Below are 15,436 nucleotides of genomic sequence, written 5' to 3' on the forward strand. Positions count from 1 at the left end.
AGCAATGCCCGCCTATCTCCTGCGCCGGATCGCGATGACGATTCCGACGCTGCTGCTGGTCTCCATCGCGGTGTTCACCCTGATGCGGCTGATTCCGGGCGACCCGGTGCTGCTCATGCTGGGCGAAGGCGCCGACCCCGCGCAGCTGGCGCTCATGCGCCACCAGATGGGGCTCGACCAGCCCCTGCCCGTGCAGTACCTCGTGTGGCTGAGGCACGCGCTGGCCGGCGACCTGGGCGTATCGACCACCAACGGCCTGCCGGTGCTGCCGTTGATCTGGGAGCGCTTTCACGTCAGCGCGGTCATCGTGCTCATCGCGGTGGCGCTGGCCTCGCTGATCGCCGTGCCCGCCGGCCTGGTCGCCGCCTGGCGCAAGGACAAGCCCACCGACCTCGCCATCATCGGCGCCGCGACGCTGATGCTCTCGGTGCCCAGCTTCTGGCTGGGCCTGCTGCTGCTGATGTTCTTCGGCCAGTACCTGGGCTGGCTGCCGGTGGTGGGGTACGTGCCGATGTCGGAGAACTTCTCGCAGGGCGTGCTCTACGTCGTGCTTCCGATCGCCACTCTGCTGCTGGTGGAGACCGGCGTGCTCACGCGCATGTCGCGCGCCAGCACCATCGAGATCCTGCGGCTCGAATACGTGACGCACGCGCGCGCCAAGGGCGTGCCCGAGTCGCAGGTGCTGCGCCGCCATGTGCTGCCCAACGCCTTCAACCCGACCCTCACCATGATCGGGCTGATCCTCGGGCACCTGCTCAGCGGCATCGCGGTGCTGGAGACGGTGTTCACCCTGCCCGGGCTCGGGCGCCTGATGATCGACTCGATCTTCGCGCGCGACTACCCGGTGCTGCAGGGCTGCCTGCTGTTCACCGCCTGCATCTACGTCGTGATCAACCTGATCGTCGACATGTGCTACCCCCTCTTCGACCCACGGGTCACTGTGCAGTGAAGACGAAGTTCAAGACCCATACCCTCATCGGCGGCGCGCTCGTCGCGGTGCTGCTGGCCGTCGCCGTGGTCGCCGCGCTGTGGACGCCCTACAACCCGCTGGGCATCGACCTGCGCTCCAAGCTGCAGCCGCCCTCGATGGCGCACTGGCTGGGCACCGACGAATTCGGCCGCGACGTGGCCAGCCGCGCGATGCAGGGCGCGGCCACCAGCTGCCTGGTGGCGCTGCTCACCGTGACGCTGGCCACCGCCATGGGGCTGGTGGTCGGCGTGGTCGCGGGTTTCGTGCGCGGCTGGACAGACCGCGTGCTGATGGCCTTCAACGACACGCTGCTGGCCTTTCCGGGCCTGCTGCTGGCGCTGGGCGTGATGGTGATCGTCGGCGCCAACAAGTGGGGCATCGTGCTGGCGCTGAGCATGGCCTATGCCCCTTCGGTGGTGCGCGTGGTGCGCGGCACGGTGCTGTCGCTGCGCGAGCGCGAGTACGTGGAGGCCTCGCGCATGATCGGCAACGGCGAGCTCTACACCATGTGGCGCCACGTGCTGCCCAACTGCATGGCGCCCGTGGCGGTGCTGGCCACCAGCATGTTCGGCTGGGTGCTGCTGTCGGAAAGCGCGCTGAGCTTCCTGGGCCTGGGCGTGCCGCCGCCCGCGCCGACCTGGGGCAACATGCTCGCGAGCGCGCGGCCCTACATGGCCTCGGCCGTGTGGCTGTGCGTGGTGCCGGGCCTGTGCATCGCGCTCACGCTGCTGGGCATCAACCTGCTGGGCGAATCGCTGCGCGACCGGCTCGATCCGCGAACGGAGAAGTCATGAGCGTTCAATCGAGTCAGACCGTGCTTTCCGTCGAGCACCTGAGGATCGAGCTGCGCAACGGCGCCCAGCCGCTGGTGCACGACCTGTCGTTCGAGGTGAAGGCCGGCGAATTCCTCGCTGTGGTGGGTGAATCGGGCAGCGGCAAGACCATGGCCGCGCGCGCCATCCTGCAGCTGCTGCCGCCGGGCATCTCGCAGACCGGCGGGCGCATCGTGTTCGACGGCGAAGACCTCGCCGCGCGCGACGCGAAGGCCATGCGCCCCATCCGCGGGCCGGGCATCGGCATGGTGTTCCAGGAGCCGATGGTCTCGCTCAACCCGGTGCACCGCATCGGCGAGCAGATGGCCGAGGGCCTGCGCATGCACACGCAGCTGCCGGCGGCGGAGATCCGCGCGCGCATCGTCGACATGCTGCGCCGCGTGCAGATCGCCGACCCCGAGCGCTGCATGCACGCCTATCCGCACGAGTTCTCCGGCGGCATGCGCCAGCGCATCATGCTGGCCAGCGTGATGCTGCTGAAGCCGCGCCTGCTGATCGCCGACGAGCCGACCACCGCGCTGGACACGCTGAGCCAGCGCGAGGTGCTCGACCTGATGGTGGGCCTGGCGCGCGACAACGGCACTGCCGTGCTGCTCATCACGCACAACCTCGGGCTGGTGGGGCGCTATGCGCAGCGCGCCATCGTGCTGGAGAAGGGCCGGCTGGTCGAGACCGGCGAGGTGCCGGGCATCCTGCTGGCACCGAAGCAGCCCTACACCCGCAAGCTGGTCGACGCGCTGCCGCGCCGGCAGGCGGCCAAGGCCGAACCCGCCGAGCAGCGGCAGCCGCTGGTACAGGTGCGCGGCCTGTGCGTGAGCTACGCCGGCGCACGCGCCGGCTTCTTCAAACGCCACGCGCCGGTTCGCGTGATCGACTCGCTCGACCTCGACATCCATCCGGGCGAAATGGTCGCGCTGGTGGGCGGCAGCGGCTCCGGCAAGACCACGCTGGGCCGCGCCATCCTGCGGCTCGCGCCCTCGCAGGCCGGGCAGATCCTGTTTCGCGGCGAGGACGTTCGCAGCGCCGGCCGTGCCGCGCTGCATCGCTTCAGGCTGGCCTGCCAGCTCGTGTTCCAGGACCCGTTCTCCTCGCTGGACCCGCGCATGCGCGTGCAGGAGATCGTGGCCGAGCCGCTGCGCCACCTGCCCGAGCTCGATGCGACGGCGCGCACGCGGCGCGTGAAGGAAACGCTGGACGAGGTCGGCCTGGACGGCCTCGGCGCGCGCTACCCGCACGAGCTTTCGGGCGGCCAGCGCCAGCGCGTGGCGATCGCCCGTGCGCTGGTACGGCGCCCCGCTTTCGTGGTGGCCGACGAGCCGGTGTCGGCGCTCGACATGACGATCCAGGCGCAGGTGCTCAAGCTGTTCCAGAGCCTGCAGAAGCACCACGGCTTCGCATGCCTGTTCATCAGCCACGACCTCGCGGCGGTGGAGCAGATCGCCGACCGCGTGATCGTGATGGAGCGCGGGCGCATCGTGGAGCAAGGCGCGCGCGACGCGGTGTTCGACGATCCGCGCCATGCGTACACGCAGGCGCTGCTCGCGGCCACGCCGCGGCCGCTGGCGGCGCTGGATGCGCTGGACACGGCACAGGCAATGCCCGAAGCGGGTCGAGCCTTCGCGTGATGACGGGCGGCACGGCGGCACAATCGGCCGCGTGCCGCTCATCCGACATCACCTGCCCGCCGCCCTCCTCGCACTGACGCTCGCTTCCGCTGTGCCCATGGCGCAAGCGGCGGAGCCGGTGCTGCTCGTCACCTCGCCCGCCGCGCTGCAGGCGGCCGAGAAATCCGGCGCCGGCTTCGCGCGATGGATGAATGGCGAATCGGCGCCGTCCACCGATGGCGTCACCGCCAACGAGGCGCTGATGCGCACTCCGGCCTGGCGCTCCATCACCGAACCGCTGGGCGCCAGCCTTTCCGGCATCCAGCGGCGCGACAGGCAGGCGGGCGTGGGCATCTCGCGCTATCCGCACCGGCTGTTCGACGCGCGCTGGCTCGCGAGCCCCGATGCCTTTTTCGAGCTGGTCGGCGTGGCCAACCGCATGGACCGCCGGCCCTTCCAGAGCGGCGCCTGCGGCGAAACGCGGCTGGTGTACCGGCTGGCCTATCGCACAGCCGCGATGCAGTCTCGCCTGCCGATGACTGTCAACGTCGAGCTGCGCGGCGACGCGCCCGATGCCGACGGAAGCTGCGCCGCCGCCGCGAAGCGATGGCAGCCGCCGCAGGCCGCGATGGCCGACGAGGCGCTGGGCCGCTGGCTGACCTCGGCCGATGGCCCGCTCGCGCCGAAACAGCTGGAGCACGCGCGCATCGCGCAGCTCACCACCAACCTGCAGAGCGTGCGCTGGCCCTCGGCGGTGCGGCCCGACCTGGGCGGCCATGCCGAATACATGCTGCGCGCCTTCCATTGGAACGCGGGCGCCAGGCGCTTCGAGGTCGCGCCGCTGGAGAACACGCCCGACGTCGCCAGGCTCAAGGCCAATGCCCCGCTGCGCAAGGAACTGCAGCAGTGGCTTCGGCAACCCGCCAACCTGCGCGCGCTGGACGAGGCCACGCTGCAGATTCCCGACAGGTTCCTCGCGACCGAAGCCATCTCGGTCGCGCCGCGCGGACTCGAACGGCTGGCCAACCGGCCCTTCGCGCAGATCTTCGCGCCCGGCGAATGGCAGGCCGTGCCTGGCAGCCGCACGCTGCAGTCGCCGCAGGCGGTGCTGCGCCGCCTCGACGACCTGAGCTGCATGGGCTGCCACCAGAGCCGCGCGGTCGCGGGCTTCCACCTGCTGGGTGTCGACCGGCGCGGCGCCTCGCGGACCTTCACCACCGGCAACGCGCTGGCGGTGCCGCACTCGCCGCACGTGCAGGACGAGCTCGCGCGGCGCGAAAGCTACGTGCGGGCCGCGCTCTCCACGCCGCGGCCCGATCCGTTCCGGGCCCTGGCCGAGCCGATGGAAGCGGATGCCGCCGCCGGACGCGCGACGGTCGGCGCGCGCTGCGAGCCCACGCGCATCACGCAGTCGGCCAACGCGTGGACCGATCGCGCCGAGAAGCTGCCGCCCGTTGCCTGCGAAGGCGCGGCCTCGGTGTGCGAGAAAACCTCGGTCGGCTTTCCGGGCGGCATGTGCTCCGGCCCCTGCGACCCCAGGGACCCGAACGGCACCTGCGGCGGCATCGCGATCCTCAGCGACTTCAACAGCTGCCTGGCCGCGAAGAAGCCCTTCGGCGAATGCCTGGCCAAGCACACGCGCCCCGGCAACCTGCGCACCTGCTCGGCGCATCAGGCCTGCCGAGACGACTACATCTGCGCGCAGGCCGATGGCAAGCCCGAGGGGCAAGGCGCCTGCATTCCGCCCTACTTCCTGTTCCAGATGCGGGTGGATGGGCACTCCTGAGGCGGCTGGTCATTCGTTCGCGACAGGGCGCATCAGCCAGGCCGACCCCGCGGCCACCACGCCCAGCACCGCGACGTAGACGCCCACCGGCACGATGCTCGAATAGTTCGCGACCAGCGTCGCCGCGATGATCGGCGCCAGCCCGCCACCGATGGCCGCCGCGAACTGGATGCCGATGGAGATGCCCGAGTAGCGCAGCTCGGGGGGAAACTGCGCCGCATAGAGGCTGGACTGCGGCGCGAACATCAGCGGGTAGTTGAGCGACAGCGCCAGCACCATCGCCACCGTGTAGGCCGTGAGCGAGCCGCTGCCGATGGCCTGGAAGAGCGGCACCGCCATGAGCGCCAGCAGCAGTCCGCCGAAGACGTAGAGCCGCCGCGCGCCCACTTTGTCCGCAAGCCAGCCACTGGCAGGAATGGTGAAGACCATCGCCGCCGAACCGGCGATGAGAGCGTGCAGCGCATCGGAGCGCGAGAAGCCGAGCCGGCTGGTCGCGTAGGAGATCGAGAACACCAGCACGGTGTAGATCAGCGTCACCTCGGCCAGCTTGCCGCCGATGGTCAGCAGCAGGGGCCTGAGGTGCGCCACCACCACCTCGCGCGCCGGCAGCACCGCCGTCCTGCGGTGGACCTTGACCTGCATGAACTCGGGCGACTCGTCCACCTTCATGCGGATGAAGACGCCCAGCACGATCAGCACCGCGCTCGCAAGGAAGGGCAGCCGCCAGCCCCAGCTCATGAAGCTGGCCTCGGGCAGCTGCGTGACCAGCGCGAAGGCGCCCGAGGACAGCAGCACGCCGATGGGAGCGCCCATCTGCGGCATGCTGCCGACCAGCGAGCGCCAGCGCGGCGGCGCGTGCTCCACGGCCATGAGCATCGCCCCGCCGAGCTCGCCGCCGAACGACAGGCCCTGCCCGATGCGCAGCAGCACCAGCAGCACGGCCGCCCACAGCCCGATGGACTCGTAGGTCGGCAGCAGGCCGATCAGCACCGTGCAGATGCCCATCATCAGCAGGCTCAGCGTGAGCATCGACTTGCGGCCCAGGCGGTCGCCGTAGTGCCCGAAGATGATGCCGCCCAGCGGCCTGGCGAGCATGCCGCTGGCGAAGGTGCCGAAGGCCGCCAGCGTGCCGACGGTGGGGTCGAAGTTGGGGAAGAAAAGCTTGTTGAACACCAGCGCCGCGGCGGTGCCGTATGCGAGGAAGTCGAAGGCCTCGATGGCCGTGCCGACCATGGTGGCGGCGCCGATCTTCCAGACGCTCTGGTGCTTTTTCTTCTCCACGGTGCCCTGCAGCGGGGTGGCGATGCTGTTCATGGGCGCTCCCCGGTGATCTGCCGCGCGAACATCGCGAAGCTGGCGTTGACGATGCTCCGCTGCAGCAGGAAGTCGTGCGACTCCCTGGCCAGTGCCGGGTCCACCAGCTTGAGGCGACCGTAGGCCGACTGCGCGATCAGCTGGTTGCGCGCCGCGCGCTCGATGAGCACCGACATGTACAGCGACTCCTCGATGGTCGGCGTGGCGGCCAGGAAACCGTGGTTGGCAAGCAGCACGCAGCGCTTGGTGCCGAGCGCGGCCGAGATGATCTCGCCCTCGACGTCGGCGATCGGCAGGCCGGGCCACTCGGGCAGGAAGGCGCAATCGTCGAAGAACGGGGTGGCGTCCATGTGCGCAATCTGCAGCGGCTCGCCGGTCATCGACAGCGCGGAGACGTATGGCGGATGCGTGTGGATCACGCAGTTCACGTCCGGCCTGCGCCTGTAGACCCACAGGTGGAAGCGCACGGCCGGGTTGGGCACGCCGCGGCCTTCGAGCACGCGCAGCGAATCGTCGATGCGCATGACCGAGTCGGGGCGGATCTCGCTGAAGGCGTGCGCGAGCGGCGTGGTCAGGAAGCTGCCGTCCGGCTGCCGCACGGTGATCTGGCCGGCCAGGGTTTCGCAATGCCCTTCCTTCGCGAGGATGCGGCAGCTCAGCGCGAGCTTCTCGGCCTCGGTCCAATTGCCGTAGCTGAGGCCGTCGAGGGACGGCGCGGGGCTTTCGTGGGTTGTGGTGCGGGTGTCGTCGCTCACGCGTTGGCTCCTGTGTGCATTCGTGGGGGGTGCGGCCAATGTATGAAGCAGCCCCCGCTTTGCTCTTGCGCGTGGGTGCACGCGCATTGATCCGGCGTGCCAACTAGTGGAAAGCCTCAGCCCCGGATCGGATGTCGGCCGCCTAGACTGCCCCTGCCGACGCTGCCTGGCATGAAGCATGCGCATCGGCGGCAGGAAACACAGCCATGCACCACGACACAGCAGCAGCCTCCGACCTGAGCTTCGCGCCATGCTTCCGTCCGTTCTACATGGGCGACGTGCAGGGCTACTCGAATGCGCTCGACTCGCTGGTGTACCCCGGCGAGCTCAGCGTGCGGGACAGCAACCCGCGCATGAGCCTGGAGGCCTGCCGGCTCGTGGGCGGCGGGCTGGCGATCAGCTTCGCCTCCACGCCGCTGGCGGTTCGCCATGACACGGCGCTGGCTTCCATCGGCGGCGCGGGCGATGTGCTCGCGATGATCGCGGTCGAGGGCGAAGGCACCATCGAGCAGGGCGGGCGCTGCATGCCTTTCCGCAAGGGCGACATCACCTTCCGCACCACGCGGCTTCCTTCGGCCTGCACACTGACCACGCCCGGCAGGCTGGTGGTGCTGCGGGTGCCGTCGGACCGGTTCTTCGGCATCTACGCCGATCTGCACGACCGCTTCGTGCCTTCGATCTCGCGGGCGGATTCGCGCCTGGCCGAGGCGGCCCGTGTGCACATGGGGCATGTGTTTCCGGGCAATGCGCAGGCGTTGCCGGCACTGGCGTACTTCTCCGAGCAGTCCTTCGTCTCGCTGCTGGCTGCGGCCTATTGCGAATCGGTGGACGAAGACGCGGCCGACGGCAAGCACCGCGAGCGCGACCGCTGGCAGCGGCTGGTGGCCTTCATCGAGGCGCACCTGGGCGATCCGGAACTCTCGGTCGATGCGGTATCGAGGGAGCTCGGCATCTCGAGGCGGCTCACGCATCGGCTCTTCGAGACGCAGCGCACGCAATATGGCGCGTACCTGCGCATGCGCCGCCTGGAACGCGCGAAAGACGATCTGCGGAACAGGCGGCTCGACCATTTGAGCGTGGCCCAGATCGCCTATCGCAACGGCTTCGGCGACGCGAGCCATTTCAGCCGAAGCTTCAGGGACCGGTTCGGCGTGCCTCCTGGAGGCCTGCGCAAGTCGCCAGCCTGAGAAATCGTCCGGCCGATAAATATTGCTTGCCATTAGATCGCATGCGATCTAATATTCGCGCCATGCCTGCCAAGCGCATCACCGCCCCATCCACCGAAGCCCCGGCGAGCAATGCGCTGGCGCTGGACGAGCAGCTCTGCTTCGCCGTCTACTCGACGATGCTGAGCCTCAACAAGGTGTACCGCGGCCTGCTGCGCGATCTCAATCTCACTTACCTGCAGTACCTCGTCATGCTGGTGCTGTGGGAGAAGGACGAGATCAACGTCTCCGAGATCTGCACGCGCCTGGCGCTCGAAACCACCACCCTCACCCCCCTGCTCAAGCGGCTCGAAGCGCGCGGACTCATCCAGCGCGTGCGTTCGCCCAAGGACGAGCGGCAGGTCATCGTGTCGCTCACGGCCGATGGGCGCGCATTGCGCGCCAGGGCACAGGGGCTGCCGGGCTGCGTAGCGCAGGCGATGGAGCTCTCCCCCGAACAGATTGGCGAACTGCGCACCCAGTTGCTGGGCCTGCGCACAAGCCTCGACAGGAACGCGTGATGCACAGCAGCTTCGCCGTTCCTGCTTTTTCAAGACAAATACATCGCATGCGATATTAATTCATACGATATTTACCGCATCGCACCACTTCACCACTCGACCTGCCAGCAAAAGGAAAGCACCATGACCGAACAACGCACCCAGACCATCGACTCCACCGCTCCCACCCGCCGCAGCCTGCTGCTGGGCGGAGCCTCCGTCGCAGCCGGCGCCCTCGTGGGCACCGGCTTCTCCAGCGCGGCATCCGCCGCATCCGCCGCCGCGCCCGCATCGGGCGCGGCCAACGCCTCTTCGAAAGGAAAGCAAACCATGAGCAAGAACATCATCGTCACCAAGGACGGCACCGAGCTCTATTACAAGGACTGGGGCCCCAGCACCGGCCAGCCCGTCGTGTTCAGCCACGGCTGGCCGCTGAACTCCGACAGCTGGGAATCGCAGATGCTCTTCCTCGCATCGCAGGGCTTCCGCACCGTGGCGCACGACCGCCGCGGCCACGGCCGCTCCAGCCAGCCGTGGAACGGCAACGACATGGACACCTACGCCGACGACCTCGCCACCGTCATCGAGACGCTGGACCTGAAGAACGCGATCCTGGTCGGCTTCTCGACCGGCGGCGGCGAGGTGGCGCGCTACATCGGCCGCCACGGCACGAAGCGCGTGGCCAAGGCGGCCCTGATCTCCGCCGTGCCGCCGCAGATGCTGAAGACCGCCGCCAACCCCGGCGGCCTGCCGATCGAAGTGTTCGACGGCCTGCGCGCCGCGCAGCTGGCGAACCGCTCGCAGTTCTACAAGGACGTGCCCTCGGGCCCCTTCTTCGGCTTCAACCGCCCCGGCGCGAAGGTGTCGCAGGGCCTCATCGACTCGTGGTGGGCACAGGGCATGATGGGCGGCCACAAGAACACCTACGACTCGATCAAGGCCTTCTCGGAAACCGACTTCACCGAAGACCTGAAGAAGTTCGACGTGCCCACGCTCATCGTGCACGGCGACGACGACCAGATCGTGCCGATCGGCGCCGCCGGCCTGGCCTCGGCCAAGCTGGTGAAGAACAACAAGCTGATCGTCTACCCCGGCGCGCCGCACGGCCTGACCGACACGCACAAGGACAAGTTCAACGCCGACCTGCTGGCGTTCGTCAAGTCCTGATGCACTGATGCGTTGACGAAGAAGGGGCCCGCACGGGCCCCTTCTTCTTTTGCCGGGCGCGACAACGCGACCTCTTAGTATTCGGGGCAAACAACACCAAGACCGAGGCCCCGATGGATGTCTTCGAGAACGTGCTCGTCATGCTGATTGCCGCCTGCCTGCTGCTGCAGCTCTCTCGGCGTCTTGCACTGCCCTACCCGTCGATGCTGGCGCTGGCCGGCGTGTGCCTGGGCGCCATGCCCTGGGTGCCGCACGTGAGCCTCGATCCGCACCTGGCGCTGGCGCTCTTCATCGCGCCCGCCCTGCTCGACTCGGCCTTCGACACCTCGCCGCGCGAGCTGCGGCGCAACTGGATGTCGCTGGTCTCGCTGGTGCTGGTGGCGGTGCTGCTGACCACCGCCGTGGTCGCGTGGGCCGGCTGGGCTTTCGCGGGGCTGCCGCTGGCCGCGGCGATCACGCTCGGCGCCATCGTCGCGCCGCCCGACGCGGTGGCCGCGGCAGCGGTGATGCAGCAGTTCCGCATTCCGCGGCGCACGCTGTCGCTCATCAACGGCGAGAGCCTGCTCAACGACGCGGTGGCGCTGCTGGTGTTCGGCGTGGCGGTGTCGGCGGCCGGCGCCGCGCATGTGCCGATGACGAGCTCGCTGCCGATGCTGCTGGTGGCGGTGCCGGGCGGCGCGCTCGTGGGTTTCGCCTTCGCCAAGCTCAATCTCCATTTCGGCGCGCCGCTCTTCGCGGGCACGCGCTCGGCCATCATCTTCCAGTTCGTGATGACTTTCGGCGCGTGGATCGTGGCCGAGCGGCTGCACCTGTCGCCCATCATCTCGGTGGTGGCCTTCGGCATGACGCTGGGCCAGTTCGCGCCGAAGCGCCATGCGCCCCGCGACCGCGTGCATTCCTACGCGGTGTGGGGTGCGGTGGTGTTCACGCTCAACGTGCTGGCCTTCTTTCTCATGGGGCTGCAGGCGCGCGGCATCATCACGCGCCTGTCGGGGCCGCAGCTGGCGCATGCGCTGGAGTTCGCAGGCCTCGTGCTGGTGCTGGTCATCGCGGTGCGGGTGGCGTGGGTGCTGATCTATGGCGCGGCGATGCGCCGATACAAGCTGCGGCTGATCGCGCGCGGACGCAAGGTTGCGCTGCCCTCCAAGCGCATCAGCCTGCTGGTCGGCTGGTCGGGCATGCGCGGGCTGGTCACGCTGGCCACCGCCTTCGCGCTGCCGGCGGACTTTCCGGGGCGCGATCTCATCGTGCTCAGCGCGTTCTCGGTGGTGCTGGGCACGCTGGTGATCCAGGGCTTCACCATCGGGCCGCTGATCCGCGCGCTGAAGATCGAGCCCGACGACTCGCTGGACAGGGAACTCTCGCTCGCCCGCACCGCGATGATGGACGCGGCGCTCGCCGCCATCGAAGCCGAGGACGGCCGCGAAGCCGATGCGGTGCGCGACGAATACCGCGCCGCGCGCATCCTCGCGCAGGACCAGCGCCAGCCGCAGGCCAAGACCGCGCACGACCGGCTGCGCGCCGTGGCCATCCGCGCGCAGCGGGAGGCGCTCGACTCGCTGCGCCGCGCCGGCGAGATCGAGGACGACGCCTACCACCAGCTCGAGGAGGAGATGGACTGGGCCGAACTCAGCGCCATTCCGGCGAACGACGTGCGGCTGCAGAGCGTCTGACGCGCACTGCTCCCTCTCCCCTCGGGAAGAGGGTTGGGGTGAGGGCATCGGCCTCGACGCCAAGGCCGCGCCTCATCGATGGCACAGCGCCCTCACCCTGGCCCTCTCCCAGAGGGAGAGGGGACAAGACTTTCAGACCTCCTCGTACCACCGGTCCTTCGCCAGCATCACCCGGTGGTGCCCATGCCCCGAGGGCATCATCGGAAAGCAGTTTTCCTGCGCTTCGACCTGCACGTCGAGGAAGAACGGGCCCTCGCTCGCGAGGCATTCGGCCAAAGCATCCTCCAGTTCCGCCGGGTCGCTCACCCGCCGTGCACCCCAGCCGAAGGCCTTGGCCAGCGCCACGAAGTCGGGCAGCGCCTCGTTCCAGCTGTGGCTCAGGCGGTTGCCGTGGTTCAGCTCCTGCCACTGGCGCACCATGCCCATGTAGCCGTTGTTGCTCAGCACCAGCTTCACCGGCACGCGGTGCTGCACCGCCGTCGAAAGCTCCTGGATGTTCATCAGCACCGAGGCGTCGCCGCTCACGCACACGGTCAGCGCGCCGGGGTGGCCGATCTGCGCGCCGATGGCGGCGGGCAGCCCGTAGCCCATGGTGCCGGCACCGCCCGAGGTGAGCCAGCGGCGCGGGCTGTCGAAGCGCAGGTACTGCGCGGCCCACATCTGGTGCTGCCCCACGTCGGTCGACACGATGGCGTCGCGCCCGGCGAGCCCGGCGATGGCGCGCTGCAGCGAAGACATCAGCTGCTGCGGCAGGATCGAGCCGGCCTTCGGCTCGAAGGCCAGGCAGTCGACGGCGCGCCAGCGTTCGATGCGCTCCCACCACGGCGCCAGGCGCTCGGGCGCAAAGCCCTCGGCGGGCAGCAGCGCGAGCAGGCTTTCCAGGATCGCGGCGCAGTCGCCCACCATCGGCACGTCCACGCGCACCACCTTGTTGATGCTGCCGGGGTCGATGTCGATGTGGATCTTGCGGGCGTGCGGGCAGAACTCGTCGAGCTTGCCGGTCACGCGGTCGTCGAAGCGCGCGCCGACGCACACCACCAGGTCAGCCTCGTGCATCGCGAGGTTGGCTTCGAGCATGCCGTGCATGCCCAGCATGCCGATGAACTTCGGGTCCGACGCCGGGAACGCGCCCAGCCCCATCAGCGTGAGCGTGCACGGCGCATGCATCAGGTTCACCAGCTTCGTGAAGGCCTCGCAGGCCGCCGGCCCCGAGTTGACCAGCCCGCCGCCGCCATAGATGACGGGCCGGCGCGCGGTGGAAAGCAGGTCGGCCGCGCGCTGCACCATGGCCTTCGGCGGCAAGGCGGTACGGCTGGTGCGCAGGGCGCGCAGCGGGGCGGGCTCGGGGGCACGGCCCAGGCGTTGGAGCTGGATGTCCTTCGGCACGTCCAGCAGCACGGGTCCGGGGCGGCCGGTGGAAGCGATCTCCAGCGCGCGGCGCACCAGCGCGGGCACGTCGTCGGCGGCACGGACCTGGCGGTTCCACTTCGTCACCGGGCGCGACATGCCCAGCGCATCGCTTTCCTGGAACGCCTGCGTACCGATGACGGCGGTGGCGACCTGCCCGCTGATGCACAGCACCGGCACCGAATCGCTCATCGCGTCCAGCAGCCCGGTGATGGTGTTGCCCACGCCCGGCCCCGAAGTGACCAGCACCACGCCCACGCGGCCGGTGCTGCGCGCATAGCCCTCGGCCGCGTGCACGGCCGCCTGCTCGTGGCGCACCAGCACGTGGCGCAGCCGGGGTTCGCCGTGCAGCGCGTCGTACAGCGGCAGCGCCGCCCCGCCGGGGTAGCCGAAGATGGTGTCCACGCCGCCCTCGACCAGGGTGTCGAGCAGGGCTTCGGCGCCGTTGCGGATGCGAACCGGCGTCGTGTCGGGGTGAAGGGACGGGGAGGACGTGGGGGGTAGGTCGAGCAGTCGCATGCCGTCAATTCTTCCGTTTCGGGCGCAGAATATGCATCTTTCTTTTGGCCCTTTAAGCTCGATTCATGAAAACCAATCGGCAAACACCGAGCGACAGCGAAGGATCTTTCGACAAGACCGACCTGGCGATCCTGCGGGTGCTCCTGCTCGACTCGCGCAAGACCCTGCAGGAGATCGGCAACGAGGTCGGCCTATCGCCCACCAGCTGCTGGACGCGCATCAAGAAACTGGAGGCCACGGGCGTCATCAAGCGCTACACGGTGGACGTCGACCCGGCCAAGCTCGGCTACCACGACTCGGTGATCGTGCAGGTCACGCTCGAGAGCCACACCGACGAGACGCTCTACGACTTCGGCCGCACGCTCGCCACCATTCCGGAGATCCAGGAGGCCTATCTGGTCTCGGGCGACTACGACTACTACATCCGCATCGCGGTGCGCGACACGCGCGACTACGAGCGGCTGCTGCGAGAGAAGCTCTACAAGATCCCGGGCATCCGCCACAGCAAGTCGCACTTCGTGCTGCGGGTGCTGAAGGAAGCGAGCGTGCCCATCATCTGAGGCACGCCGCCGTGGCCGGGCTCAGAGCCGGATCAGCTCCACCCGGCGGTTCTTCGCCCGCCCCGCCTCGCTGTCGTTGGGCGCCACCGGCTCCGAGGCGCCCGCGCCGCGGGTGGTGAAGCGGCGCGGGTCGACGCCGGCCTTCACGAGCACCGAGATCACCGCCAGCGCGCGGCGCTTCGAAAGATCGTCGTTGTGCTTCGCCTCGCCCTGCGCGTCGGTGTGGCCGACCACCGACAGCTTCAGCGGCGGGTTGTTGCGCATGAGCTTGGTCATCTCGTCGAGGGTGGGCTGCGACTCGGGGCGGATCACGTCCTTGTCGAGGTCGAACAGGATGCCGTAGAGATTGACACGCCCCGTCTCCGCCAGGCTCTTCTGCATGGCCGTGGCGTCGAGGAACACGATCTTGTTCTCCTCCATCGCCTTGCTCTCCACCACGCGCACGAAGGCATGGTTGCCGACCTCGGCGTTGTGCTCGGCCAGCGCGATGCTGGCGTAGACGGTGCCCGAGGGGCCGGTCTTCCGCGCGAGCAGATAGCGCCCGCTCACTGCGAAATAGTTGCGCGCATAGTCGCCCCGGCTGCCCAGGCGCGGCCATTCGGGCTGGTCGAAGGCCAGCGCGAAGTCGTAGGGCGTGGTGGTGTCCACGCTGCCGTCGCGCGGCTTGTAGCACGAGCCGTTGGCGGTGCCGCAGCTGAACACGATCTCGAAGCCCTTGGCCTTGAGGCTGGACTCGTAGTTGCGCTGCACTTCCAGCAGCGAGCGCTCCTTGGGCAGCCTGTATAGATAGAGCGTGACCTTGCCCTCCACCTTGAGCAGGTCGGGCTTGCCGCCGCCCCAGTTCTGCAACGGCTCCTTGATCAGGCCGACCTCGTCGTAGGCGGCGGCCTTGTAGCCGTCGAGCACCGAGCCTTCGTAGCGGCCGACGAGGGGGTTGTCCTTGGCCGGCTCGGCGGCGAAGCTGCCTGCGGAAGCCGAGATCAGCAGCGCGCCTGCGGCCAGGCGGGCAACGAGAACCATGAAGGCGGACTGTTTCATCGGCGGGCCTGGAAGATGAATGGAGGCGGAAAGCGGCGTCCTTTCCATGCTAGGCAATGCCGCCGTCGCTGTGCATTCGACGGACGGCCTATGCCGCGCACCCCC

The 15,436-nt window shown here is 69.0% G+C and carries 13 protein-coding genes; 9 read left to right on the forward strand and 4 right to left on the reverse strand.

Annotation, left to right across the window (positions count from 1 at the left end):
• Nucleotides 1–4: 4 nt before the first annotated feature.
• Genes ACAM57_RS19040 through ACAM57_RS19055 form a run of 4 tightly spaced genes read left to right on the forward strand, consistent with a single transcriptional unit; the run spans nt 5 to nt 5,193 of the window.
• Entirely contained in the window at nt 5–949 is a 945-nt protein-coding gene (locus tag ACAM57_RS19040) for an ABC transporter permease (protein ID WP_369658503.1), read from the forward strand.
• The gene (locus tag ACAM57_RS19045; RefSeq protein WP_184641990.1) at nt 946–1,764 is read left to right on the forward strand and encodes an ABC transporter permease; all 819 of its coding nucleotides are present in this window, start codon (nt 946–948) and stop codon (nt 1,762–1,764) included. The genes ACAM57_RS19040 and ACAM57_RS19045 overlap by 4 nt, the downstream gene beginning before the upstream one ends.
• On the forward strand, nt 1,761–3,428 hold the full coding sequence (locus ACAM57_RS19050; RefSeq protein ID WP_369658504.1) for an ABC transporter ATP-binding protein: 1,668 nt from the start codon (nt 1,761–1,763) through the stop codon (nt 3,426–3,428). Before ACAM57_RS19045 ends, ACAM57_RS19050 begins: the two co-directional genes overlap by 4 nt.
• A gap of 31 nt (nt 3,429–3,459) precedes the next feature.
• The gene (locus tag ACAM57_RS19055; protein WP_369658505.1) at nt 3,460–5,193 is read left to right on the forward strand and encodes a hypothetical protein; all 1,734 of its coding nucleotides are present in this window, start codon (nt 3,460–3,462) and stop codon (nt 5,191–5,193) included.
• Between the two features lie 9 nt (nt 5,194–5,202).
• On the opposite strand, the gene ACAM57_RS19060 is transcribed toward ACAM57_RS19055, so the two are convergent.
• Nucleotides 5,203–6,507, reverse strand: coding sequence for an MFS transporter (locus ACAM57_RS19060; protein WP_369658506.1), 1,305 nt, complete (start codon nt 6,505–6,507; stop codon nt 5,203–5,205).
• Nucleotides 6,504–7,262 (reverse strand): aldolase, encoded by a 759-nt coding sequence (locus ACAM57_RS19065; RefSeq protein WP_240650464.1) that lies wholly within the window; start codon nt 7,260–7,262, stop codon nt 6,504–6,506. Before ACAM57_RS19065 ends, ACAM57_RS19060 begins: the two co-directional genes overlap by 4 nt.
• 206 nt (nt 7,263–7,468) lie before the next feature.
• Between ACAM57_RS19065 and ACAM57_RS19070 the strand changes: the two genes are divergently transcribed.
• From ACAM57_RS19070 to ACAM57_RS19085, 4 genes are all read left to right on the forward strand, one after another.
• Nucleotides 7,469–8,449 carry a helix-turn-helix domain-containing protein gene (locus ACAM57_RS19070; protein ID WP_126018673.1) on the forward strand — a complete coding sequence of 327 codons (981 nt, stop codon included), beginning with the start codon at nt 7,469–7,471 and terminating at the stop codon, nt 8,447–8,449.
• A 62-nt stretch (nt 8,450–8,511) separates the two neighbouring features.
• Nucleotides 8,512–8,988 (forward strand): MarR family winged helix-turn-helix transcriptional regulator, encoded by a 477-nt coding sequence (locus ACAM57_RS19075; protein ID WP_369658507.1) that lies wholly within the window; start codon nt 8,512–8,514, stop codon nt 8,986–8,988.
• 123 nt (nt 8,989–9,111) lie between these two features.
• Nucleotides 9,112–10,134 carry an alpha/beta fold hydrolase gene (locus tag ACAM57_RS19080; protein ID WP_184641985.1) on the forward strand — a complete coding sequence of 341 codons (1,023 nt, stop codon included), beginning with the start codon at nt 9,112–9,114 and terminating at the stop codon, nt 10,132–10,134.
• Between the two features lie 113 nt (nt 10,135–10,247).
• The gene (locus tag ACAM57_RS19085) at nt 10,248–11,807 is read left to right on the forward strand and encodes a cation:proton antiporter (RefSeq protein ID WP_369658508.1); all 1,560 of its coding nucleotides are present in this window, start codon (nt 10,248–10,250) and stop codon (nt 11,805–11,807) included.
• 132 nt (nt 11,808–11,939) lie between these two features.
• Here ACAM57_RS19085 and ilvB read toward each other — a convergent pair whose 3' ends face one another.
• Nucleotides 11,940–13,733: a biosynthetic-type acetolactate synthase large subunit gene (gene ilvB / locus ACAM57_RS19090; protein ID WP_369658509.1), complete on the reverse strand. Its 1,794-nt coding sequence runs from the start codon at nt 13,731–13,733 to the stop codon at nt 11,940–11,942.
• A gap of 65 nt (nt 13,734–13,798) precedes the next feature.
• On the opposite strand from ilvB, the gene ACAM57_RS19095 reads away from it, so the two are divergent.
• The gene (locus tag ACAM57_RS19095; RefSeq protein ID WP_184641982.1) at nt 13,799–14,293 is read left to right on the forward strand and encodes an Lrp/AsnC family transcriptional regulator; all 495 of its coding nucleotides are present in this window, start codon (nt 13,799–13,801) and stop codon (nt 14,291–14,293) included.
• Nucleotides 14,294–14,314: 21 nt separating this feature from the next.
• Here ACAM57_RS19095 and ACAM57_RS19100 read toward each other — a convergent pair whose 3' ends face one another.
• Nucleotides 14,315–15,331: an OmpA family protein gene (locus tag ACAM57_RS19100; RefSeq protein WP_369658510.1), complete on the reverse strand. Its 1,017-nt coding sequence runs from the start codon at nt 15,329–15,331 to the stop codon at nt 14,315–14,317.
• Nucleotides 15,332–15,436: the final 105 nt, after the last annotated feature.

Source organism: Variovorax sp. V15, assembly GCF_041154425.1.
GTDB lineage: Bacteria > Pseudomonadota > Gammaproteobacteria > Burkholderiales > Burkholderiaceae_C > Variovorax > Variovorax guangxiensis.

What these genes read in the sequence shown, in the direction of transcription:
- ACAM57_RS19060 (WP_369658506.1), bottom strand. Translation starts at nt 6,507, where the DNA reads ATGAACAGCATCGCCACCCCGCTGCAGGGCACCGTGGAGAAGAAAAAG.
- ACAM57_RS19050 (WP_369658504.1), top strand. Translation starts at nt 1,761, where the DNA reads ATGAGCGTTCAATCGAGTCAGACCGTGCTTTCCGTCGAGCACCTGAGG.
- ACAM57_RS19080 (WP_184641985.1), top strand. Translation starts at nt 9,112, where the DNA reads ATGACCGAACAACGCACCCAGACCATCGACTCCACCGCTCCCACCCGC.
- ACAM57_RS19075 (WP_369658507.1), top strand. Translation starts at nt 8,512, where the DNA reads ATGCCTGCCAAGCGCATCACCGCCCCATCCACCGAAGCCCCGGCGAGC.
- ACAM57_RS19070 (WP_126018673.1), top strand. Translation starts at nt 7,469, where the DNA reads ATGCACCACGACACAGCAGCAGCCTCCGACCTGAGCTTCGCGCCATGC.
- ACAM57_RS19100 (WP_369658510.1), bottom strand. Translation starts at nt 15,331, where the DNA reads ATGAAACAGTCCGCCTTCATGGTTCTCGTTGCCCGCCTGGCCGCAGGC.
- ACAM57_RS19095 (WP_184641982.1), top strand. Translation starts at nt 13,799, where the DNA reads ATGAAAACCAATCGGCAAACACCGAGCGACAGCGAAGGATCTTTCGAC.
- ilvB (WP_369658509.1), bottom strand. Translation starts at nt 13,733, where the DNA reads ATGCGACTGCTCGACCTACCCCCCACGTCCTCCCCGTCCCTTCACCCC.
- ACAM57_RS19085 (WP_369658508.1), top strand. Translation starts at nt 10,248, where the DNA reads ATGGATGTCTTCGAGAACGTGCTCGTCATGCTGATTGCCGCCTGCCTG.
- ACAM57_RS19040 (WP_369658503.1), top strand. Translation starts at nt 5, where the DNA reads ATGCCCGCCTATCTCCTGCGCCGGATCGCGATGACGATTCCGACGCTG.